This is a genomic window from Ruegeria sp. H8 (assembly GCF_056532905.1).
The window spans coordinates 314,073-337,380 of sequence record NZ_JBQFNY010000002.1; the positions used below are offsets into that span (position 1 = coordinate 314,073).

Here is a 23,308-nt window from a genome sequence, read left to right on the forward strand (position 1 = left end):
GGCCTTTTCTTTTTGTCATCCAGACAGTTCGTCGAAGCATTCCAGCGCCTTGGCCGCGTACATCATGGCTGGGCCGCCGCCCATCTGGATCGCCATGGCCAACACGTCGGACACTTCTTCCCGTGTCGCACCGGCCTTGATCAAAGCTTCGGTGTGCAGGGTGATGCAGGGTTCGCATCGCAGGGTGACTGACATGCCCAACGCAATGAGTTCCTTGGTCTTGTAGTCGAGCGTCCCGCCCTCTTTGACGGCTTTGCCAAGCGCTCCGAATGCGCGTGTCGTATCGGGAATGGATCCGTTCAGGTTTCGCAAACTCTTTCGTGTTGCCGAGAGTTTTTCTTGCCATGCCATTGCTGAGTGCCCTTCTTCATATCTAGTAACCGGAATATGAATTGGGACGCGGTTGTTTGACTTTGATCTCGATCAGACGTCAGGGCGTTCGGCAATGAACGCAAGATTGTTGGCAGGCATTTCGACCGGTGCCAGCGTGCGAAGCCCGACGTTTTCGAGCAGATTCAGAATGTCCGCGTCGTTTTTGTAGCCGATTTCCGGGTCTTGCTGGATCAAAGCCTTATGAAAGCGGACATCCCCGTCACTGGTGAGTTGGCCCGAGCGTTTGAACGGGCCGTACAAGATGAACCGCCCCTTTGGTGACAGGGATTGGGCGACTTCTGAAATGATGGTTTTGGTTTCCTGCCAACTGATCAAGTGAAACAAGTTTATCAGAACGATCAGATCCTGGCCGTAAAACCGCCTGTGCCAGCCCGAAAGCGTTGCATCCAGTTCTGCGACCTGCGCGACATTTGGCAGGTTACGGGTATAGGCATCGATACTCACGCGCCGCTCAGGGGCAACTTCCGAAGGCTGCCAGGCCAGCCCGGGCAGCATTTCGGCGAAGGCCCTGACATGCTGACCAGTCCCGCTTGCGATTTCCAATGCCTGGCCCTGGGACGGGCCCCATTCTTGCAACACTGCACACAGGGCGTCGGTGTTCCGGGATGCTGCCGGGGCCACCAGCTTGCCATCTTCAGACGCAGCGGCGACGCTTGCAGAAGAAGGGAGGCTGCGTTTGATCATCGTTCCAGCCTGTCAGGGGTCAACATGCCTACTATGTCAGGTTCCAGTTCGGGTGTGTTTCCGACAACAAGATCGCACAGCAGTTGCGAGGCCGCCGGTGAGGTTTGAAATCCATACCCGCCCTGACCGCCACACCAGACAAACGACGGATCCAGTGGGTCGCGCCCAAGCACCAAGGTCCCGTCCGGGGCAAAACTGCGCAAGCCCGCCCAATTCGTTTCCACCCGTGTGACAGGTTCGGTCATCAACTCCTCATACCGTGCCAGACCCTCTGCCAGCACCATATCATCGGCATAAGCATCCTGTGGCGCAACCGGATCGGCTTCGGATGGTGAGACTAGCAGCTTGCCCGCATCCGGTTTGGCGTACCATGTTTCGCCGGCGCCCAGCATCATCGGCCAGACAGAAACGTCATGCCCTCCGGGGGCGGGAAGACGCGCCATTGACCGACGGCGAGGTGTGATGCTGATACCGGGCAGCCCTGCAAGCTGTGCAACCTCATCCACCCAGGCCCCGGCTGCGTTAATCAGAGTGCGGGCTTCAAAGATCTCACCGGCCTCAACCACCCAGTGTTTTTCTTTTCGAATACCGGTGACTCTGCTTTTCGTCGAAACCGTTCCCCCGTTTTGCCGGATGGTCCGGGCGAAATCCTGCAACAGGCGATCCGTATCGATGTCAAAGGCAGCTTCGCTGATGGCTGCAAACCCGACCTTGTCCGGATTCAGGATCGGAACGCGGGATATCGCCTGTTCCATCGGTATTTTCACCATGTTGAGATCGGCGCAATCGGCTTCGAACATGTCGGGCTGGTCAATTGCTCCGACCAGCATCAATCCGCGCGGGGTCAGGTAACCGCCATTCTGCGTATGAAGAAAGGCAGCCCCCGCTTTGTTCAGTGCGACGACCGAAGGCGGTCCATAGCTTTCTTCGAGCAAGGCCGCTGACCGGCCCGACGCGTGATAGCCCAGGGCGTCTTCCGCTTCCAGAACCATCACGGTTCCGTGCCGCGACAGGCGCGCACCGGCGCTCAGCCCGGCGATGCCGCCTCCGATTATCAGAAAATCAATCATGACTTGCGATCCATCTTGAGCAAAGACGCTACAGGTTTCTTGAGTTTCATGCTGGCGCCAGAGCTCCTCATTCGCCACGCGTTCGGGTTTCCGGACTATAAGCAGCCTTGAAATTGTGCTTCAACCCGGTCAAAGAAGTATCAAAATAAACAGGAGGGTAAGGTGACCGCAGCAGACCTTCATCCAATGGCCACAGGGCATATTCCCAGATACGTTGTCGCAGCTGACGGAAGCGATTACCTTTTCTCCGCCATGGTCGTTTTTTTTGTCGTTCTGGTGGTGCTGATCGGTGTCGGATACCTGACGCTGCATTCGGTTCCTGAAAAAATGGCCCACGAAAACAATCACCCGCAATTTCAGTTGGTGGGTATTCTGGCGCTGCTGGCGTTGTTTACACATAATGGGCTTTTCTGGGTTGCTGCAATATTGGTCGCAGGGTTCCAGTTCCCGGATTTTGCCACCCCGCTTCGAAACATTGCCGATGCCATTCGTTCTTTGGGTCGGTCACCTGTGTTGGAACCAGTGCCTGAAACAACGGTGCCGGCTGCGCCAGAACCTGGACCCAGCGATGCGCAGGAGCAATCCACATGATCGAGACCATGCTCTGCGCCCTGATAACGGTGCTGCCCGACTATCTGTTCCGCCGTTTTGTACAGGGCAAGCGGATCGGTCACGAGATTACCTTGTTCACCATGTGGTACGAACTGCGTTGGGGTTTGACCACCTGTGCCATTCTGGCGCTGACCGTGATCACCACGCTGTTTTACTTTCATCCGGCCAGCAAAACCGCGGCATCCTATTTCCGGACGGTGACCATTCTGCCGCAATTGGGCGGCCGTGTTTCCGAGGTTTTCGTCAAGAACAACGAACTGGTAACTGCGGGTCAACCGATTTTCCGGATCGAGGATTTCAGCCAGACTGCCCAGGTTCAGGCGGCAAATGCGCAGATTGCACAGGTGCAGGCCTCGCTTAAGGTTGCGGAAACCGACTTGGCCGAGGCGGAAGCTGGAATTGCAGGTGCCAAGGCAGCCCTTGCGCAGTCTCTGGAGGATCTTGAACGCAACACGACCTTGCGCGACGAAGGTTCAAGCGCCGTGAGGCTGGCCGAGATTGAGAGGCTGGAAAACCTTGTCGCCGAGCGAGAGGCCCAGGTTCTTGCAGCGGAATCCAAACGTGCCGCGGTTGAGCAGCAGATCGAAGAACTGATCCCCGCGCAGCTGGCCAGTGCCATTGCGCAACTGGATGCTGCACAGACCGAGTTGGACAAAACGGTGATCACCGCGGGCGTCACAGGGCGGGTCGAACAGTTCGGCCTTCAGGTCGGTGACTACGTAAGCCCGTTGTTGCGCCCCGCGGGCATTCTTGTGCCATCGCACACAGGGCATGATCGTTTTCAGGCTGCTTTCAGCCAGCTTTCTGCCCAGGTGATCAAGCCGGGCATGATTGGTGAATTGGGTTGCATGACAAAGCCATTCACCGTGATCCCCACCGTGGTGGTCGAGGTGCAGGATGTCATCCCGTCTGGCCAGATCCGCCCATCGGACGAATTGCGGGACGTGCAGAGCAACAACAATCCGGGCTCGATTCTGGTCTATATGGAACCGCTGTACAAAGGTATGGCCGATGACATTCCGCCGGGCAGCAATTGTCTGGCCAATGTCTACACAGACAACCACGAGCGGTTGGAGCACGAGGATCTGGGCTTTTGGGAGGCGGCCTTCCTGCACGTGGTCGACACGATCGGCGTGGTGCATGCCGCGGGTCTGCGCCTGCGTTTGATCCTGATGCCGGTGAACACTCTGGTTTTGACCGGGCATTGATCTGATCTTGGCAATCCGAACGCAAAGGGCCCGGCAAGTTTCGCCGGGCCCTTTGGTTTCTTACAGCGCTGCTTTGAACAGCTGCGTCAGGTTGTCTTTCGTCAACTCAATCGGGTTGCCGCCGCATGACGGATCGATGATCGCCCCTTCGACAAGCTCTGGGATTGAAGCTTCGGTCACACCCAGGTCGGACAATCTGCGGGGGATGCCAAGGCTGTCGTTGAAATTCTGCACGAAGGCGCGGAAACCGTCGAAGCCGCCGTCGATGCCCAGATATGCCGCAGCTTGCTGGAACCGGTCTGCAATGGCCGGGGCGTTGAAGTCCAGCACCGCGGGCATGCAGACCGCGTTCGTGGTGCCATGATGGGTGTTGAATACCGCGCCAATTGGGTGGCTCATCGCGTGGATCGCGCCAAGGCCCTTCTGGAAAGCCGTTGCGCCCATGGCGGCAGCGCTCATCATCTGGGCGCGGGCCTCGATATCGGTGCCGTCTGCATAGGCACGTGGCAAATATTCCTTCACCAGTCGCATACCCTCCAGCGCGATGCCCTGGCTCATAGGGTGATAATGCGGGCTCGAGAAGGCTTCGACGCAATGCGCGAAGGCGTCCAGGCCTGTTCCTGCCGTGATGAACTTGGGCATCCCGACGGTCAGCTCCGGGTCGCAAATCACCACGGTCGGCAGAACCTTGGGATGAAAGATGATCTTTTTGGCATGGGTCTCGGAATTGGTGATGACGCTCGCGCGGCCCACTTCCGATCCTGTCCCTGCGGTGGTCGGAACGGCAATGATTGGCGCGATCACGTCGGCATCGGCTCGTGTCCACCAGTCGCCGATATCCTCAAAATCCCAAACGGGGCGCGTCTGACCGGCCATGAAAGCGACCATCTTGCCCAGATCCAGCCCCGAGCCGCCGCCAAAGGCGATCACCCCGTCATGGCCACCTGCGTTATAGGCCGCAACTCCGGCTTCCAGGTTCTTCTCATTCGGGTTGGGGTCCACATCGCTGAACAGGCCGCGGCCCAGTCCGGCGGCTTCCATGATATCCAGTGTCGCGGTGGTGATGGGCAGATCGGCCAGTCCCTTGTCCGTGACCAGCAATGGTTTCTTCATACCGGCGGCGGCGCAGGCTTCGGGCAATTCCCCGATGCGCCCGGCTCCGAATTTGATGGTGGTCGGATAGGACCAGTTTCCAACAAGTGTCATGTCAGGTTTCCTTTGCAAAATAAGGCCTGCTTCGGCGAGGGGGTGGGTCCGAAGCAGGCCGTCGTCCTTAGCCCGTTACCTTTTTGAGGTGGTAGGATTTGGGACGTGTCAGGTTGTGATATCCGATGACGGACAGACCGCCGCCGCGCCCGGTATTCTTGCAGCCCGTCCAGCACAGGCCGGGGTCCAGATAATCGGCGCGGTTCATGAACACAGTCCCCGTTTCGATCCGGTCACCCACCCGCGCCGCACGATCCACATCGCGGGTCCACAGGCTGGCGGTCAGGCCAAACTCACTGTCATTCATCAATGCGATGGCCTCCTCGTCCGAAGACACTTTCATGATGCCCACCACGGGCCCAAAGCTTTCGTCCCGCATCACGCGCATGTCATGAGTGACATTGGTCAGGATTTGCGGTGTTAGGTACGCGCCACCATCGTCTTCTGCGAAGGTGTCGATATGCGCGACCGCACCGGCTGCAACCGCCTCGGCGATCTGGGCTCGCACCTCATCGGCAAACCGCACATTGGCCATCGGGCCAATCGTCGTCTCGGCATCCAGCGGGTTGCCCAGCTTGTAACCCTTCACGATGTCCACCGCCTTGGCGACAAAGTCATCAAAAAGGCTCTCGTGCACATAGATCCGCTCGATTCCGCAGCAACACTGGCCCGAATTGAACATCGCACCGTCAATCAGCGTGTCGACCGCTGCATCCAGGTCGGCGTCGTCCATGACATAGCCGGGATCCTTGCCGCCCAGCTCGGTGCCAACGCCGGTAAACGTGCCCGCCGCGGCACGTTCCATCGCCTGACCGCCGCCGACTGATCCGGTGAAGTTCACGAAGTCAAATGCATTGCCCGCGATCAGGTCGTTGGTGACGTCGTGGCTCAGGAACACATTCTGGAATACGTCCTCGGGCACACCTGCCGAATGGAACGCCTTTGCCATGCGCTCGCCCACCAGCAACGTCTGTGTCGCGTGTTTCAGGACGACCGTATTGCCCGCGATCAGCGCCGGGGCCACCGTGTTGATCGCCGTCATGTAGGGATAGTTCCAGGGCGCCACCACAAAGACCACCCCATGAGGAATGCGCTTGATATAGCGCTTGAACGTATCGTCCTCGCCGACGGCGATATCTGCCAGGGACGTCTCGGCAATCTCCGCCATATGGCTGGCGCGTTCGTTGAATCCACCGAATTCGCCGCCATAACGCACAGGGCGACCCATCATATGGGCCAGTTCCGGCACGATCTCATCGTTCATGGCGCCAATGGCGGCCACACCCGCCATCACAAGATCGATCCGCTCCTGCAACGGACGGGCCGCCCATTCCGCCTGAGCAGCCCGAGCACGCGCCGCGGCCCCGAACGCGGCCTCTCGCGACAACACTTCACGTTCGGCATAAACCGATCCGTCGATCGGCGAGACACATTTCAACATCTGCCCCATTTTCGCTCCATTTCCGAAAGAAACAGGATCCCTGCTTCATCTGGCCCAAAATATCCCGGGGGTCTGGGGGCAGAGCCCCCAGCGTGACCCGACCTCACGCCCGCTCGAATCCGCGGGCGATTTCCCAATCCGTCACCACGCGTTCGAACTCCTCGATCTCGACCTCCGCGGCACGGGTATAGTGGTCGACGACGTCATCGCCCATGGCCGCGCGCAACATGACCGATCCGTGCAGTGCATCCCGCGCCGCACGAAGGTTGCCCGGGATCATGGCAGTCTCACCCTGATAAACGTCGCCCTTGGTCGGCGGTTGCAGATCCAGCCCTTCCTCGATGCCCGCGATCCCTGCCGCCAGCATGCCAGCCATCGCCAGATAGGGGTTCATATCCGAGCCCGGAATCCGGCACTCGACACGCACGGCCTTGGTGCCGTCACCGCACAGGCGGAACCCGGCGGTGCGGTTGTCCACGGACCAGATGATCCGCGTCGGCGCGAAGGTGCCTTTCATGAAGCGTTTGTAACTGTTGATGTAAGGCGCCATGAAATAGGTGTAATCAGGGGCATATTTCAGCAGCCCAGCCATATAGCTTTTCATCAGCGCCGACATGCCCAGATCGTCCCCGGCGTCATAGAAGGCAGGCTGTCCATCCGCCCACAGTGACTGGTGCACATGGGACGAACTGCCGACTTTCTCGTGGTGCCATTTCGGCAGGAACGTCGCTGCGTGACCATGTTGCCACGCGATCTCTTTCACAGCGTTCTTGGCGATCGAATGATACTCGGCTGTTTCCATCGCGGGTGCGTATTTGATGTTCAGCTCTTCCTGCCCGGTCTCGGCCTCACCTTTGGAGTTCTCAACCGGTATGCCCGCATCCCACAGATGGTTGCGGATCGGGCGCATCACATGCTCTTCCTTGGTGGTCTGAAGGATGTGATAGTCTTCGTTATAGCCCGAGATCGGCTCCAGATTCCGGAAACCTTCCTTGCGGATCTGGTCAAAGCTTTTCTCGAACAGGAAAAACTCAAGCTCGGTCGCCGTCATGGCGTCATAGCCCATGGCTTTCAAACGGCTGACCTGTTTTTTCAGGATTGAACGCGGCGCGTGCGGCACTTCCTCGTGCGTGTGATGATCCAGCACGTCACACATCACCATCACCGTGCCTTCAAGCCACGGCACCGGGCGCAGGGTGCTGAGGTCCGGTTTCATGACATAGTCGCCATAGCCCCGTTCCCAACTGGTCGAGGCGTAGCCATCGGGTGTCGCCATCTCCAGATCGGTGGCCAGCAGATAGTTGCAGCAATGGGTCTCTTCCCATGCGCCTGCCACGAAATGGCCCGCGTGAAAACGCTTGCCCATCAACCGGCCCTGCATGTCCACCATGCAGACCAAAACCGTATCAACCGAACCTTCGGATACCTGCGTTTTCAGATGTTCGAACGTGAGCATGTGCCACCTTTGTCTTTGCCGAAATCCTTCATCGGCCATTCGTCCTGTCAGACCCGCCCCCAAGCAAGGGGCGGGTCGCTTGGCCAAGTCTTAGCCGTAGCGGTAGGGCCGTCCAGCCTTGAGCATGTCGGCGTTGTACTGTTTGAAGATTTCAACAACCTTCGCCTTGGTTTCGGATTCGGCTGCGATCTCGTCCCAGAAGGCAACGGCCGCGGCTTCGACAGTTGCCCATTCTTCGTCCGGAATCGTCGTCAGCTGCATCTTGTCTCCGTTGACGCGCAGGCTGGCCTCGCCGCCCCAGTACCACCATTGACGATAATAGTGGGACTGATCGGTACAGACGCGGAACAGGGTCTGCAAATCTTCGGGCAGCTCGTTCCAGCGGTCCATGTTGGCAAAGAACGAACCGGCCCAGGCGCCCGAGATGTTGTTGGTCAGGAAGTAGTTGGTCACATCCGCCCAGCCGACGGTGTAGTCTTCGGTGATGCCGGACCACGCGATGCCGTCCAGCTCGCCGGTCTGCACCGCGACTTCGATGTCTTCCCAGGGCAGGGTGACCGGCACAACGCCGAACTGAGACAGGAAGCGGCCCGCGGTCGGGAAGGTAAACACACGTTTGCCCTGAAGGTCCGCCAGGCTGTTGATCGGGTCCTTCGTTGCAAAGTGGCACGGATCCCAGGCACCGGCCGAGATGTGCTTGACGCCGACTTTCGAGTATTCCTCGTCCCAGATCTCGTTCAGCCCGTACTGGTTGAACAGAACCGGCACGTCCAGCGAGTAGCGCGAGGCAAAGGGGAAATAGCCGCCGAACACGGTGACCTCGGTGGGCGACGCCATCGAGTCATCATCCGACTGCACGGCATCAATCGTGCCGCGCTGCATGGCGCGGAACAGCTCGCCCGTGGGAACCAGCTGGTCGGCATAGAACAGCTCGATCTGCATCCGGTCACCGGCGATCGTGTTGAACATCTTGATGGCCGGGTCGATCACGTGTTCGGCCAGCGCCGGGCCGGCATAGGTCTGCATCCGCCATCTGATGGTCGATTGCGCCAGTGCAGGCGTCGCCAGAGCAGCGGCGGGAGCGGCCGCAGCACCTTTCAGAAATGTACGTCTGTTCGTCATTCTCTCTCTCCGTTGGTCAGTTTCGATTGTGCGGGGATTGCCCGCGAAGCCCCGGTTTGATCCGGGATCATTTGTTGTAGATGTATTCAGGCAGCCACAGTGCGATCTGCGGGAATGTCATGATGATCGCCAGCGCCAGTGTCATCACCATCACGAAGGGCAGGATCGAACCGTAAATGTCGCGCAGCGATATCTCTGGCGGCGCCATCGCGCGCATCAGGAACAGGTTGTAGCCGAAGGGCGGCGTCATATAGGCGATCTGGGTGGTGATCGTGTACAGAACCCCATACCAGATCAGGTCGAACCCCAATGCACCCACGAGCGGCACGTACAAAGGCGCGACGATCACCAGCATGGCCGTATCGTCCAGAAACGTGCCCATCAGAATAAAGCTGAGCTGCATCAAGATCAGGATCACCCAAGGGTTGAGGCCCAGCCGTTCGGTAAACAGGTTCTCGATTGCCCGAACGGCGCCCAAACCGTCGAAAACAGCGCCAAAGGCAAGCGCAGCCAGAATGATCCACATGAACATACAGGTGATGCCCAGCGTTGACCGTACAGACGTCTCGAAAACCTTACGTGTCATACGGCCCTTGAGGATGGCCGCGGCGAACGCCGTCAACGCACCGATGGCCGAGCTTTCGACCAGCGAGGTCCAGCCGTTGACGAAGGGCACCATCATCGCGGCGAAAATGCCCAAGGGCAGCAGGCCCGCACGCAACAGGCGCAGTTTCTCTGCCATGGGCACGTCGCGCTCCTCGGCTGACAAGGCGGGCCCCAAGGCCGGGTTGATGCGGCAGCGGATCACGATGTAAAGGATGAACATGGCGGCCATCATCAGCCCGGGAAGCAGCCCTGCAAGCCAGAGCTGCCCGACAGGCTGGCGCGCGATCATCGCGTAAAGAACCAGCACGACGGAGGGCGGCACAAGGATGCCCAATGACGATCCGGCTTGTATCACACCGGTCACCATTTTCTTGTCATAGCCACGTTTCAGCAGTTCCGGCAGCGCAATGGTCGCGCCGATGGCCATGCCCGCGACACTCAGCCCGTTCATGGCCGAAATCAGCACCATAAGACCGATCGTGCCGATTGCGAGCCCACCGTTCAGGCCGCCCATCCAAACGTGGAACATCTTGTACAGATCGTCTGCAATTTTGGATTCGGCCAGAACATAGCCCATGAAGATGAACATCGGCAGGGTCAGCAGCGGATACCATTTCATCAGCTTCATGGCGGCCGAAAAGCCAATGTCATAGCCGCCGCGATCCCCCCACAGAAACAGGGCGGCCATCACGGCGACAAAACCAATCGCGCCAAAAACGCGCTGCCCGGTCAGCAGCATCAGCATCATGGTCGAAAACATCAGGATGGCGATCAATTCGTACGACATCAGATCACCTCGCGCGGGATGTCATCGCCCCTGAGGCGCAGAATATCTTTGAACAGTTCCGAGATCGCCTGAAGCAACATCAGGAACAGGCCCACGACCATGATGACCTTGATTGGCCACAGGTATGGACGCCACGCGGTTGGGCTGCGTTCGCCATATTGCAGCGAATAGCTCAGCGAGTCGTATCCGCCGTAGATCATCACGCCCAGGTAGATGATCAGGAAAAGGACGGTGATCGCATCCGTCCACGCGCGACGACGGTCGGACCATTCGCCGTACAGAAGGTCCATGCGGACGTTGGACCCCATCTGGATCGAATAGGGGCCGCCCAGAATGTAATAGGCGACCATTGCGAACTGGGCCATTTCCAGGGTCCACAGCGATGGCAGGAAAAAGGTTTTTGAAATCGAGGACCAGAGCAGGATGCCCATCATGACGAAGATGCCGTACATGACGAAGCGTCCGACCCAGCGGTTCGTGCGGTCAATGACCGCCACATATCCCCGCATGAAATTCATCCCGATACCTCTGCTCTCATGGTTTCGCCTCTGCGTGCGATAAGTCTTGGATGACCGATTGCAGAATTGGCGTAAGCAATCCCGCAATGCGGTTCACGCCGTCTGCTGTGTCGATCAGATCGTTTCGAACCTCGATCATGACATTTGGAAGCCCGCGCCGGACCGCGTGTTCGCGCAACGTGTGGGTGACGCCATCCGTCGCCGAGTAAGGTTCGTTCAAAGCCACGCGCAATCCCGAGCTTTCCGCGTGGCTCAGCATCAGCTGCGCGGCGCGGTCGTCTTCGTCATGAAGAATCCCCAGCTCTACCGTTCGGGGGGCTCCCTTGTAGACGGGCGTGAAACTGTGGATCGTGATGACAACCGGAGGTTCAGGCCGTTCGTCCAAAGTGGATGAAACCAGCGTTTTGAAAGGCTCATACACGTCGCGTACCCGCTGGGCGCGCTGAGCATCTGTCAGGTTCATGTTGCCGGGAATGGAAAACACTTCGCTGACTTGCGGCATGGCATCTTCGCGTTCGGGCGGGCGGTTGCAGTCATAAACAAGGCGACTGACGCGCGAGTGGACCAGCGGCGCATCCAAAGCGCCCATCAGCTCCACCGACAGGTCCAGCGCGCCGATGTCCCAGGCCGCGTGAGAGCTGGCCGCCGCTTCATCCAGCCCCAGTCCATCCAGCGCGGCCGGAATAAACCGGCTTGCATGTTCGCATATCAGCACGGCAGGCGCGCGACCGTGCGCATTGAGCACGCGGGCTGCCGGGGCTTCGGTCGGCAAAAGCAATGATGACTCGGTCTCGTGACGCATAGGTAGCATTTGTTACAGCAACTTCTCACCTGTCAAGAAAATTTCTGTAGACAAAATTTCAAACGAACATATTCTGTAACAAATTCAAGAAACGAGGGCGCCGATGGCCACCGTTGCCAAACTTGTCAAACAGAGGATTCAGGATGAGCTGGACGATCTGACACGGTCTGAACGTCAATTGGCCTCGGTCCTGTTGCAGGATTATCCGATGGCCGGTTTGCAATCGATCACCAAGCTGGCCGCTGCGGCGCAAGTTTCGACCCCGACCGTCATTCGCATGGCGCGCAAGCTTGGGTTTGACGGGTTTCCCGACTTGCAGGATGCGCTGCGCGAAGAGGTTGCGGCGCAGATCAAAAAGCCGATCTCAAAACGGGACGCCTGGGTTGTGGATGACGAGGCAGAACATCCGACGACGCGTTTTGCCCAAGCGGTATGGACCAACATGCGCCACACGCTGGAACGTCTGGACAAAGACATGTTCGATGCCGTCGCGCGTCTTTTGGCCGAGACAGAGCGCCATCTTTACGTCGTTGGTGGCCGCATCACTCGGTCAAATGCGGATTACCTGTTCAATCACATGCAGATCATCCGGCCCAACGTGACGATGCTGGGCAATTCGGCGAATGTCTGGCCGCAATACCTTCTGGATATGGATGAATCATCCGTTCTGGTGATCTTCGACATCCGCCGTTACGAGGCGCACCTGGAGAAGCTGGCACAGGTTGCCTCGGGCCGCGGCGTCACCGTTGTTCTGTTTACGGACCAATGGGGTTCGCCGATCGGAAAGACTGCCAATTTTTCTTTCCACGCACTGGTCGAGGCGCCATCCAGTTGGGATTCGACCATTGCCTTGCAGTTGATCTCGGAAACGCTGATTGCCGAAGTGCAGGAGGCACGTTGGGAAGAAAGCAAGGAGCGGATCGAAGAACTGGAGCGGTTCTTTTCCTCGACCCGGATATTTCGCAATCAGGACTGACGGGCCGAGCAGTGTCGGAAAAATTGCGCCACTAAATTTGCCACTTCCGGCTTGACGATCCCGAAAGCATGACTTAACCAGCGCAAACCATTTGCGGGTATAGCTTAATGGTAAAGCCCCTGCCTTCCAAGCAGGCTATGTCGGTTCGATTCCGTCTACCCGCTCCACGCCTTCCTTGAAATTCTGCGTCAAATGGCCCTTTCGACCTGCCGATTGCGGTTGTGATGCTTGACCATACCTGCCGCTACCTCCAAGAAAGCGGTCACTCAGTACGGTTCAGGATACAAGGGCCAGACATGGCAAGACAAGCCGCCAGCAAGCCAACGCATACCGCCGCGCCCGGAGCCTCCGAGGAACGCGCCCGTTCAAAGAAGATTGGGGTTCTGGCCTCGCTTTGGCCGTTCATGAAACCCTACAAATTCCTGATGATCGGCGCGACGCTGGCGTTGATTCTGACGGCCAGCATGACCCTGACGCTGCCATTGGCGGTGCGGCGCGTGGTCGACAATTTCCGAATTCAGGATGGAGAGCTTCTGGATTGGTATTTTCTGGCCGCGCTGGTCATTGCTGCCGTTCTGGCCGTGGGCACCGGTATTCGGTATGCGCTTGTGACCCGTCTGGGCGAACGGGTAGTGGCCGATATCCGCAAGGCGGTGTTTGATCGGGTCATCGGTATGAGCCCGGAATTCTATGAGCGAATCATGACCGGTGAGGTGCTAAGCCGGATCACCACTGACACGACGCTGATCCAATCTGTTCTCGGCTCGTCCGTGTCCATTGCCCTGCGAAACATACTGATGTTCGTCGGTGGGCTGGTTCTGATGCTGCTGACATCCGCCAAGCTGACCGGGCTGGTATTGTTGCTGATCCCGGTGGTCATCGTGCCGATCCTTGTACTTGGTCGCCGTCTGCGCGTGATCAGCCGCGAGAATCAGGACTGGATCGCGGCCTCGTCCGGCAACGCGGGTGAGGCATTGGGCGCGGTACAGACTGTTCAGGCATTTTCTCATGAACAGGCCAGCCGCCAGCAGTTCAGTGAGATGACCGAGACATCCTATGCCGTCTCGCTGCGCCGCATACAGACCCGCGCGGTGCTGACGGTGATCGTGATCTTCCTGGTTTTCTCGGGTATCGTGGGCGTTCTGTGGATGGGTGCCAATGACGTGCGAAATGGCGTGATGACCGAAGGCGTTCTGATCCAGTTCGTCATCTATTCGATCATCATGGCGGGCTCGGTCGCCGCCCTGTCCGAAATCTGGAGCGAACTTCAGCGTGCCGCAGGGGCCACCGAACGTCTGGTCGAGCTGCTGCATGCAGAAGATACCGTTACCGACCCTGCCAATCCCAAAGCGCTTCCCAAGAACATTCAGGGCGAAATCCGGTTTGAAGATGTCAGCTTCCGCTATCCCGCGCGGCCCGATACGGTTGCACTGGATCATCTGTCACTTCTGGTGAAGCCAGGCGAGACGGTCGCATTCGTCGGGCCATCCGGGGCAGGAAAAACAACCGTGATCCAACTGATCCAGCGGTTCTATGATCCGAACTCGGGCCGCGTGACGCTGGACGGTCTTGATCTGCGCGACATCAACCGGTCAGATTTCCGCCGCCACATGGCTCTGGTGCCTCAGGATCCTGTGATCTTTGCTGCATCCGCGCGGGAAAACATCCGCTTTGGCCGTCTGGATGCCTCGGATGCTGAAGTCGAGGCCGCCGCCCGGGCCGCTGCCGCGCATGATTTTATTGCGGCCTTGCCCCAAGGATATGACAGCTTTGTCGGCGAACGCGGTGTCATGCTGTCTGGCGGGCAGAAGCAGCGTATTGCCATTGCCCGGGCAATCCTGCGCGACGCGCCGGTTCTGCTGCTGGACGAGGCGACTTCGGCGCTGGATGCGGAAAGCGAACGCGCAGTGCAGGGCGCGGTGGACAAGATGCGTGCCGGCCGCACGACCCTGATCGTCGCGCACAGATTGGCGACCGTTAAGAAAGCCGACCGCATCGTCGTGCTGGAGGAAGGCCGCATCGTGGCACAAGGCCGCCATGAGGATCTGGTGTCTCAGGACGGGCTGTATGCACGCCTTGCCCGGTTGCAGTTCACCGATGGTGTCGCCGCAGAATAAGAGTGACGCTCCGGCACTTGCGAATTCGCCGTAGCGTCATTCTACATTTTACTCCCCCTGACGGCTAAGGCCTCGCTTGCGCGAGGTTCGTTTTGCTTCCATCTTGGTTGCGAACAACAAGCCCGCGCAAAACGCGGGAGAATAATACGGGAGGAACCACATGGCCTTTGTGGGTTTGGAAGACAAGAAGCGCATGGAACAGGAAATGCCGTGGGAGGATCGGGATTTGCCCGTCACCTTCCATCAGCTTTTGTCGCGCACCGCAGGGAAGTTCCCCAACCACAATGCCATGAGCTTCCAACTGTTCTCGGGCCCGAAGGACAAGGCCGAGACCCTGACCTGGTCGCAACTTCTGGGTCAGGTCAACCAGGCAGCAAACTTGTTCCGCTCGCTGGGTGTGGGTGAAAAAGACGTGGTCGCCTATGTGCTGCCCAACTGCAACGAGACACTGGTCACGATGATGGGCGGCGCGGTTGCGGGGATCGTGAACCCGATCAACCCCTTGCTTGAACCGGAACAGATCGCCGCGATCCTGCGCGAGACCGGCGCCAAGGTCGTGGTGACGCTGAAATCTTTCCCGAAAACAGATGTCGCGCAGAAGGTCGAAGAGGCGGTGCGCCACGCACCCAAGGTCAATACCATTCTGGAAATCGATCTGAACCGGTATCTGACCCCGCCCAAATCATGGCTGGTGCCGTTTCTGCGCCCCAAGATGGGCGACAAGGAAAAGCTTGCCCATGCGGATTACAAGAACTTCCACACGGAACTGGCCAAGCAACCGACGACGCTGACGTTTGAAGACAGCAAGGAAGATCGTGTCGCCTGTTATTTCCATACCGGCGGTACCACGGGTATGCCGAAGGTGGCGCAGCACAAGTATTCTGGCCTGATCTACAACGGCTGGTTGGGAAACACGCTTCTGTTTGACGAAAACGACGTCATCATGTGCCCGCTGCCCATGTTCCACGTTTTTGCGGTGCATGTGATTGTGATGGCGGCCGTATCATCCGGTGCCCATGTGGTTTTCCCGACGCCACAGGGATATCGCGGCGACGGGGTGTTCGACAATTTCTGGAAGCTGATCGAGCGTTGGAAGGTGAGCTTCATCATCACCGTGCCAACCGCGATTTCAGCCAAGATGCAGCGCCCGGTCGATGCCGATATCTCAAGCGTAAAAACGGCCTTCTCGGGCTCGGCCCCGCTGCCGGTGGAACTGTTCCGCCGCTTTGAAGAAGCGACTGGCGTCACCATTGTCGAAGGGTACGGTCTGACAGAGGCCACATGTCTGGTTTCGTGCAACCCGGTGGATGGTGAGAAAAAGATCGGATCGATCGGTATTCCGTTCCCCTATACAGACGTCAAGATCTTGCAGGATGGGCCAGACGGACTAACCGAGTGCGAAACTGATCAAATCGGTGAGATCTGCATCTCGAACCCGGGTGTCTATGCGGGCAATACCTATACCGAGGCCGACAAAAACGTTAACCTGTATCACTTCGACAAGTACCTGCGCACGGGCGATCTGGGGCGCTTCGACGAAGATGGATATCTATGGATCACCGGTCGCGCCAAGGACCTGATCATTCGTGGCGGTCACAACATCGACCCTGCCGAGATCGAAGAGGCTTTGCTGGGTCACGAGGCCGTTGCTTTTGCCGGTGCCATCGGCCAGCCGGATGCGCATTCCGGTGAAGTTCCCTGCGCCTTTGTCGAACTGGTCGAGGGCGCGTCTGTCACCGAAAAAGAGCTGATGGATTACTGCAAGGTTCACGTGCATGAACGTGCGGCGCAACCCAAGCACATGACCATTCTGGATGAGCTGCCCAAAACGGCCGTTGGCAAGGTGTTCAAGCCTGAACTTCGGAAACAGGCCATCACTCGTATCTACAACGGCGCCCTCGAGGATGCCGGTTTGGCGGCGCGGGTGGTTTCCGTCATTGATGATAAGAAACGCGGCCTTGTCGCGCAGCTTGACGCGAACGGATCTTCGGAAGACGATGTTGCAAAAGTGCTGGGCGTATACACCCGGCCATGGGAGTGGTCTGAATAAGCCGGAGGGACAATGGACTATGAACGCCTGATCGACGAAGAAACCTGGGCGTTCATACGTCGCACGGCCGAAAGCTATCCCGATGACGCGGTCGAGCTGTCGATCGAGGATCAGCGCCGTGTCTATGACACCATGTGTCAGGACTTTTGCCAACCACGCCCGGCTGGCGTTGAAACTCAGGACCGGGCGGCCGATGGTGTTCCGGTTCGAATTTACTCTGCCGGGCAACCAACCCGAACCGTCATCTATTTTCATGGTGGCGGTTTCGTTGTTGGTGGTCTGGAAAGTCACGACGATGTTTGCGCTGAATTATGCGCCCAAACCGGGTACCGGGTCGTCGCCGTCGATTACCGGCTGTGCCCTGAACATGTGCACCCGGCACAGTTTGATGACTGTTGGAGCGCTGCGAACTGGGCGGCAAATGAATTCGGAGACCCTTTGATTTTGGCCGGTGACAGCGCCGGTGGAAACCTGGCCGCTGCCGTATCCCACTACGCGCGCGGGCGTTTGGACGGTATCCTGGGGCAGGTGCTGATCTATCCGGGCCTCGGAGGGGACCGCAGTCAGGGGTCCTACCAGGAACATGCCCAGGCCCCCTTGCTGACGTTGGATGAAATCAGGTTCTATGAAACCGTCCGATGCGCGGGCGATCCGCCCCAGGGCGATCCGACCTATGCGCCATTGCAAGACAGTGACTTTTCAAACCTGCCGCCGACCGTCGTTGTATCGGCTGATTGCGATCCGCTGCGTGACGACGGGCAAGTTTATTGCAATCGGATCAATGCGGCGGGTGGGCAGGCCCACTGGATCAATGAATTCGGTCTTGTGCACGGATATCTGCGCGCACGAACCGCGGTGAAACGTGCGGCCGACAGTTTTGAACGTATATCGGTTGCGATAGAAGCGCTGGGGCAGGGGATCTGGTCCTACGACTGATGCCGTGATTTGAAGGCTCAGGTCCTTTTGGGGCCTGTATGCCGAAAACCGGCTGGCTGTGGTAAGCTCACTCAAATTTTCCTAGGAGATATTACCTTATGGCCGACCCCTTTCAGAACGTCGATGCCGCAGGGCCTGAATTCATCAAACTGTTTGCGGATTCGATGGACCAGCGGCAAGCGGACCCGACGATGGAGCGGATCGTGGCCGCGTATCTGGGTAATCTGAACCTGACGGATGCATCGACGGTTGTCGAGGTCGGCGCCGGTGCAGGCGCCGTCACACGTCGCATCGCAACACACTGCCACCCGGCGAAGGTCATAGGTTTCGAACCTTCGAAAGGATTTGTCTCGGAAGCCAACATGCGGGCCAAAGAGTATTCGAACCTGACTTTCAAGGTTGCCGACGGTGCCGCGCTTCCGCTGGAGGATGATGCCGTCGATGCGGTCGTCATGCACACGGTGCTCACGCATGTAGAAGACCCCAAATCGTTGGTTGCCGAGGCCTTCAGAGTGCTGAAACCCGATGGGATCTTGATCGTCTGTGACGCTGATTTCTCAAAAGCGACCTTCAGTGCCTTTCCGAATGATCCATTGGATATATGTGCAAAGGAATTTGTGCGCGCGTTTGTGACCGATCCTTTTGTCGTCGCAAAACTCAGGTCAATGATTTCCGATGCCGGACTTTCCGAGCAACATTTTGACGTGCAGAGCAGAGTTGTCTCGACAGCCGAGCAGATGTTGCCTTGGGTCGACCTGACCACCAAGCAAATGTACGAGCGGGGTGATATCGGAAAAGAACTGGCAGAAGGGCTTGTGGCCGAGCACGAAAGACGTGCTCGAAACGGGTCTCTTTATGGATATCAGGTGTTTGCGACAGTGGTAGCTGCGAAGGCCGCATAAGCGGCCCCGAAGCTGCTTGCGTGTTACCGCAGAAACGGTTCGGCCTTCATTGTCTCTGCGATGGGGGCGCCCATTCGGCTCAGGATGGTCGGGGCCAATTGCAACTGGCTTATGACGGTATCGGAGTCCGGCCCTTCGGCGTCGCCGAAATAGTACAGCGCCGTTTCCTGTTGCAGCGAGCCGCGCCCGCCGTGGTGCCCACGTTCGTCCTGGCCGTGATCCGCGGTGACGATCACTTCATATCCCAACTGGCGCCAGCGGGGGATGAAAGGGGCCAGCATCTCGTCGGCGACAAAGCAAGCGTGATCCATTTCTTCACAATCGTGGAAGAAACGGTGGCCCATACTGTCCAGCGTGCAGGTGTGCAGAATGCCATAGTCCAGCCCGAAACGAAGGCACAGATTGGTCAGAGTGGCATACAGGTCGACATCGGATGGCGTCATCTGATTGGCTTTGCCATAGCCCGTCATGCTGTGAAAACGGCCATGGTTGATCGTCGCGCTTTCGGGCTCGTCATATTCGATGTCGCGGACGTAATCGAAGGGATGACGGTTGAAGAACTGCGACCAATAGCTGTGTGTCACCGCCCCGGTCACACCACCGGCTTCACGCACCTGGCTGAACACGTCCTTGTGGCTCAGCCGGAAGACGTTTCCATTTCCGGTACAGCCATGCTCTTGCGGCGTCACGCCGGTGTGGATCGAAGCATAGCAACTGGCCGATGTCGAGGGCAGCACCGCGCGGAGTTTCCAAAGCCGTGCTTCTCCGCTGTCGACCCAGCCTTCGAGATTGCCGAACAGGCGGCGAAAGTTGCGATAGGGGACACCGTCCAGAATGATGAGAAGTAGCTTGCGGTCCATGTCGAGGCCCTTTGAGAGACATTGCGTTCCGGCGACCCTAAGAGATTTGACGTCCTCGGGCTGCCACTTTGCGCCCCCAATAGCAAAATCCCGACACCTGTCTTCAAACAAGGTGCCGGGATTTCAAACCTTCATCGAAATGTCACGAACCGGATCAGTTGCCGGCGCTTTCCATCTTGCGATGGGCGACAACCTCTTCCAGCCAGCCCAGATGCATTTCAGGCACCGAACTGAGCAGCAGGTCGGTATAATCGTCGAAGGGCGGGCTCAGCACCTGGCTCTTCGAGCCATAACGGGCCACGCGACCCTGATACATCACCGCGATGCTGTCGCTGATCGCGCGGACCGTCGCCAGATCATGGGTGATGAACAGATAGGCCACATCTTCGATCTTTTGCAGGTCCAGCAGCAGCTTGAGGATCCCGTCTGCCACCAGCGGATCCAGAGCCGAAGTGACCTCGTCACAGATGATCATCTTGGGCTTGGCTGCCAGTGACCGGGCGATACAGACACGCTGTTTCTGACCTCCGGACAGTTCCGCAGGATAGCGGTCGATGAACTTTTCGCCCAACTCGATCTCATCCAACAGCTCGATGATCCGCTTGCGCTTTTCAGCGCCACGCATGTTGAAATAGAACTCCAACGGGCGGCCGATGATGGTGCCGACGGTCTGGCGTGGGTTCATTGCCACGTCCGCCATCTGATAGATCATCTGCAACTCGCGCAGATCCTCGCGAGAACGCCCCGCAAGGTCCGGCGACAGCGTGCGACCGGCAAAACGGATCTCGCCATCGCGCGGCGGCAACAGGCCGGTGATCACCCGGGCCAGCGTGGATTTGCCCGAACCGGATTCGCCCACGACCGCCAGCGTCTGCCCCGGATGAAGCTCGACATTGACGTTATGCAGCACGTCGAAGTTCAGCCCCTTGTAGCGCGCGGTGATCCCGTCAACGGTAAGCAGCGGTTCCGGTGTGGGCTGCTTTTCTTCGTGCTCGATCGAACGCACCGAGACCAAAGCCTGAGTATATTCTTCCTGTGGGTTGTTGATGATCTGATCGGTGCTGCCGTATTCGACTGTGTCACCCATCCGCAAAACCATGATATCGTCGCTGACCTGCGCAACAACCGCCAGGTCATGCGTGATGTACAAAGCGGCAACGCCGGTATCGCGTATGGCATCCTTGATCGCCATAAGAACATCGATCTGGGTGGTCACATCCAGCGCCGTGGTCGGTTCGTCGAACACCACCAGATCGGGCTCAGGACACAGTGCCAATGCGGTCATGCAACGCTGCAACTGACCGCCCGAAACCTGGTGCGGGTAACGGTTGCCGATGTTGTCAGGGTCAGGCAAACCCAGCTTTGCGAACAACTCACGCGCGCGGGCCTCGGCCTCTTTGCGCGAAAACTTCTTGTGCTCGACAGCCGCTTCGACAACCTGATCCATGATCTTCTTGGCCGGGTTGAACGACGCGGCGGCAGATTGCGAGACATAGGCAACCTCACCCCCGCGCAGATTCCGAATATCGCCATGCGATGATTTCAGGATGTCGCGCCCGTTGACCCAGACTTCGCCGCCGGTGATTTCAACGCCACCCCGGCCATAGGCCATCGAGGCAAGACCGATGGTGGATTTCCCAGCGCCGGATTCACCGATCAGACCCAATACTTTGCCGCGCTCGAGGTCAAAGCTGACCCCGTGCACGATTTCGATGTCATGGGGTTTCTCACCCGGTGGGTAAACGGTCGCACCGATCTTGAGGTCACGGACCTTGAGAAGGGTATCACTCATCCCCGACCTCCTTTCAGCGATGTGGTTCGGTTCAGGATCCAGTCAGCCACAAGGTTGACCGAGATCGCGAGCGTCGCGATGGCCACCGCGGGGTACAGGGCCGCGCCAATGCCATACACGATGCCGTCCTTGTTTTCCTTCACGATGCCACCCCAGTCGGCCAGCGGCGGTTGAACGCCGAGACCCAGGAAGGACAGGGTCGAGATGAACAGGACCATGAAAATGAACCGCAGGCCGAACTCGGCCACCAGCGGTGACAATGCGTTCGGCAGGATTTCCCGGAAGATGATCCACGTCCGCCCCTCACCACGCAATTTGGCGGCTTCGACATAGTCCATCACGTTGATATCCACGGCGACGGAGCGCGACAGGCGATAGGGGCGTGTCGCATCCAAAAGCCCCATGACAAGGATCAGGATCGGAACAGTGACAGGAACGATGGCCAGAATGACCAGCGCAAGGATCAGGGTAGGGATCGACATGATCAGATCGACCGTCCGGCTTAGCGCCTGATCCGCCCAACCGCCCAGAACGGCGGCCAGAAGACCAAGCGATGTACCGGTCAAGAAGCTGAGCAATGTCGCTGCGGCGGCAATGAAGATCGTCGTGCGACCGCCATAGATCATGCGGGTCAGCAGGTCGCGGCCGATATTGTCGGTGCCCAGCAGGTGTTCGGCGCTGGCCGGCTCCCATACATCGCCCACCACTTCTGCCATCCCGTAAGGCGCGATCAACGGGGCCGCAATGGCCACGAAGAAATAGGCGCCGGTGAATATGAGGCCAATCAGTGCCGAAATAGGGATGTTTTTCATTTCGGATGCCTCAGTCTTGGGTTGGCGAGGATCGAGACTATATCCGCGACCATGTTCAGGCCGATGTAAACAGCCGCGAACACCACGCCGCAGGCCAGTACAACCGGCACGTCACGCTTGGTCACGGCGTCCACAAGGTACTGCCCCATGCCGGGATAGACGAACACGACTTCGACCACGACGACGCCGACAACGAGGTAGGCGAGGTTCAGCATGACAACGTTCACGATGGGCGAAATTGCGTTGGGAAAGGCATGCCGCGCGATGACCTGAAATGTGCTCAGGCCCTTGAGTTCGGCCGTTTCGATATAGGCTGATTGCATGAGGTTCAGAATTGCAGCGCGGGTCATCCGCATCATCTGCGCCAGGACCACCAGTGTCAGAACAAAGGCAGGCAGCGCAATCGCGTTCAGCTTTTGCCAGAACGACATCGAGTCGTTGATCATCGCAAGCGAGGAAAACCATCCCAGCTTGACCGAGATGTAGTAGATCACGACGTAGCCGATCAGGAACTCGGGGATGGAAACCGTTGTCAGCGTGACGGCGGAAATCAGTTTGTCGGGCCAGCGATTGCGGAACCGGACAGCCAGCAGACCCAGAAATATCGCAAGCGGGACGGATACGATTGCCGCGACACAAGCCAGGAACAACGTGTTCCCGAGGCGTTTTCCGATGCTCTCGGCAATATCAAGCTTGTTGGTCAGCGATTGGCCTAGGTCGCCCTGAACGATGCCGCCCAGCCATTCAAAATAACGGGTCAGGGCCGGGCGGTTCAGGCCCATTTCTTCGCGAAGGTTGGCCAAGGCCTCGGGAGTTGCGGACTGCCCCAGGACGGCTTGCGCGGCGTCTCCGGGAAGAGCTTCGGTCAGGCCAAAAATCAAGGCCGAAGCGCCGAACAGCAATAGAATTCCCAGCGCGAGGCGCTGGGAAACCAGTTTTATGATAGGATGCATTATCC

Annotated in this window: 21 protein-coding genes and 1 tRNA gene; 8 read left to right on the plus strand and 14 right to left on the minus strand. The window is 58.4% G+C overall.

The genetic code is table 11. The features are described 5' to 3' along the window. Positions 1-15: 15 nt before the first annotated feature. The 3 genes from ACR0A2_RS07925 to ACR0A2_RS07935 all read right to left on the minus strand — a co-directional run bounded on the left by ACR0A2_RS07925 (position 16) and on the right by ACR0A2_RS07935 (position 2,147). Positions 16-351, minus strand: a complete 336-nt coding sequence (locus ACR0A2_RS07925) for a carboxymuconolactone decarboxylase family protein (protein ID WP_171329503.1) — start codon at positions 349-351, stop codon at positions 16-18. A gap of 72 nt (positions 352-423) precedes the next feature. Next, positions 424-1,077, minus strand: coding sequence for a DUF938 domain-containing protein (locus ACR0A2_RS07930; protein ID WP_480834673.1), 654 nt, complete (start codon positions 1,075-1,077; stop codon positions 424-426). Continuing rightward, a complete protein-coding gene (locus ACR0A2_RS07935) occupies positions 1,074-2,147 on the minus strand; it encodes an NAD(P)/FAD-dependent oxidoreductase (protein WP_480834674.1) in 1,074 nt (357 codons plus the stop codon). Before ACR0A2_RS07935 ends, ACR0A2_RS07930 begins: the two co-directional genes overlap by 4 nt. A 162-nt stretch (positions 2,148-2,309) precedes the next feature. On the opposite strand from ACR0A2_RS07935, the gene ACR0A2_RS07940 reads away from it, so the two are divergent. Next, the gene (locus ACR0A2_RS07940; RefSeq protein ID WP_480834675.1) at positions 2,310-2,738 is read left to right on the plus strand and encodes a hypothetical protein; all 429 of its coding nucleotides are present in this window, start codon (positions 2,310-2,312) and stop codon (positions 2,736-2,738) included. Next, the gene (locus tag ACR0A2_RS07945) at positions 2,735-3,967 is read left to right on the plus strand and encodes an HlyD family secretion protein (RefSeq protein WP_171639030.1); all 1,233 of its coding nucleotides are present in this window, start codon (positions 2,735-2,737) and stop codon (positions 3,965-3,967) included. The genes ACR0A2_RS07940 and ACR0A2_RS07945 overlap by 4 nt, the downstream gene beginning before the upstream one ends. Positions 3,968-4,027: 60 nt before the next feature. Here ACR0A2_RS07945 and ACR0A2_RS07950 read toward each other — a convergent pair whose 3' ends face one another. From ACR0A2_RS07950 to ACR0A2_RS07980, 7 genes are all read right to left on the minus strand, one after another. After that, on the minus strand, positions 4,028-5,173 hold the full coding sequence (locus ACR0A2_RS07950) for an iron-containing alcohol dehydrogenase (RefSeq protein ID WP_480834676.1): 1,146 nt from the start codon (positions 5,171-5,173) through the stop codon (positions 4,028-4,030). Positions 5,174-5,240: 67 nt separating this feature from the next. Next, a complete protein-coding gene (locus ACR0A2_RS07955; RefSeq protein WP_480834677.1) occupies positions 5,241-6,623 on the minus strand; it encodes an aldehyde dehydrogenase family protein in 1,383 nt (460 codons plus the stop codon). A 94-nt stretch (positions 6,624-6,717) separates the two neighbouring features. Continuing rightward, complete coding sequence (locus ACR0A2_RS07960; RefSeq protein ID WP_171231174.1) at positions 6,718-8,070, minus strand: glutamine synthetase family protein; 1,353 nt, start codon at positions 8,068-8,070, stop codon at positions 6,718-6,720. Positions 8,071-8,160: 90 nt separating this feature from the next. After that, a complete protein-coding gene (locus ACR0A2_RS07965) occupies positions 8,161-9,192 on the minus strand; it encodes a TRAP transporter substrate-binding protein (RefSeq protein ID WP_480834678.1) in 1,032 nt (343 codons plus the stop codon). A gap of 67 nt (positions 9,193-9,259) precedes the next feature. After that, positions 9,260-10,585: a TRAP transporter large permease gene (locus ACR0A2_RS07970; RefSeq protein ID WP_480834679.1), complete on the minus strand. Its 1,326-nt coding sequence runs from the start codon at positions 10,583-10,585 to the stop codon at positions 9,260-9,262. After that, complete coding sequence (locus ACR0A2_RS07975; RefSeq protein ID WP_171114702.1) at positions 10,585-11,103, minus strand: TRAP transporter small permease subunit; 519 nt, start codon at positions 11,101-11,103, stop codon at positions 10,585-10,587. Before ACR0A2_RS07975 ends, ACR0A2_RS07970 begins: the two co-directional genes overlap by 1 nt. Positions 11,104-11,119: 16 nt before the next feature. Next, on the minus strand, positions 11,120-11,905 hold the full coding sequence (locus tag ACR0A2_RS07980) for an N-formylglutamate amidohydrolase (protein ID WP_480617902.1): 786 nt from the start codon (positions 11,903-11,905) through the stop codon (positions 11,120-11,122). Positions 11,906-12,008: 103 nt separating this feature from the next. Between ACR0A2_RS07980 and ACR0A2_RS07985 the strand changes: the two genes are divergently transcribed. The 6 genes from ACR0A2_RS07985 to ACR0A2_RS08010 all read left to right on the plus strand — a co-directional run bounded on the left by ACR0A2_RS07985 (position 12,009) and on the right by ACR0A2_RS08010 (position 18,886). Next, positions 12,009-12,881: a MurR/RpiR family transcriptional regulator gene (locus ACR0A2_RS07985; RefSeq protein WP_480834680.1), complete on the plus strand. Its 873-nt coding sequence runs from the start codon at positions 12,009-12,011 to the stop codon at positions 12,879-12,881. A 93-nt stretch (positions 12,882-12,974) separates the two neighbouring features. After that, positions 12,975-13,048: transfer RNA gene (locus tag ACR0A2_RS07990), tRNA-Gly, on the plus strand. Between the two features lie 129 nt (positions 13,049-13,177). Continuing rightward, on the plus strand, positions 13,178-14,998 hold the full coding sequence (locus ACR0A2_RS07995) for an ABC transporter transmembrane domain-containing protein (protein ID WP_171616118.1): 1,821 nt from the start codon (positions 13,178-13,180) through the stop codon (positions 14,996-14,998). 160 nt (positions 14,999-15,158) lie between these two features. Continuing rightward, positions 15,159-17,048, plus strand: a complete 1,890-nt coding sequence (locus ACR0A2_RS08000; protein WP_480834681.1) for an acyl-CoA synthetase — start codon at positions 15,159-15,161, stop codon at positions 17,046-17,048. A gap of 12 nt (positions 17,049-17,060) precedes the next feature. Next, positions 17,061-17,984, plus strand: a complete 924-nt coding sequence (locus tag ACR0A2_RS08005; RefSeq protein ID WP_480834682.1) for an alpha/beta hydrolase — start codon at positions 17,061-17,063, stop codon at positions 17,982-17,984. Positions 17,985-18,082: 98 nt separating this feature from the next. Further along, complete coding sequence (locus tag ACR0A2_RS08010) at positions 18,083-18,886, plus strand: class I SAM-dependent methyltransferase (RefSeq protein WP_480834683.1); 804 nt, start codon at positions 18,083-18,085, stop codon at positions 18,884-18,886. A 23-nt stretch (positions 18,887-18,909) separates the two neighbouring features. Here ACR0A2_RS08010 and ACR0A2_RS08015 read toward each other — a convergent pair whose 3' ends face one another. The 4 genes from ACR0A2_RS08015 to ACR0A2_RS08030 all read right to left on the minus strand — a co-directional run bounded on the left by ACR0A2_RS08015 (position 18,910) and on the right by ACR0A2_RS08030 (position 23,303). Next, entirely contained in the window at positions 18,910-19,746 is an 837-nt protein-coding gene (locus ACR0A2_RS08015; RefSeq protein ID WP_171205343.1) for an alkaline phosphatase family protein, read from the minus strand. 154 nt (positions 19,747-19,900) lie between these two features. Beyond that, on the minus strand, positions 19,901-21,538 hold the full coding sequence (locus tag ACR0A2_RS08020; protein ID WP_152458795.1) for an ABC transporter ATP-binding protein: 1,638 nt from the start codon (positions 21,536-21,538) through the stop codon (positions 19,901-19,903). Next, positions 21,535-22,350, minus strand: a complete 816-nt coding sequence (locus tag ACR0A2_RS08025) for an ABC transporter permease (RefSeq protein ID WP_152458793.1) — start codon at positions 22,348-22,350, stop codon at positions 21,535-21,537. Before ACR0A2_RS08025 ends, ACR0A2_RS08020 begins: the two co-directional genes overlap by 4 nt. Continuing rightward, positions 22,347-23,303 carry an ABC transporter permease gene (locus ACR0A2_RS08030; RefSeq protein ID WP_152458791.1) on the minus strand — a complete coding sequence of 319 codons (957 nt, stop codon included), beginning with the start codon at positions 23,301-23,303 and terminating at the stop codon, positions 22,347-22,349. The genes ACR0A2_RS08025 and ACR0A2_RS08030 overlap by 4 nt, the downstream gene beginning before the upstream one ends. Positions 23,304-23,308 lie beyond the last annotated feature (5 nt).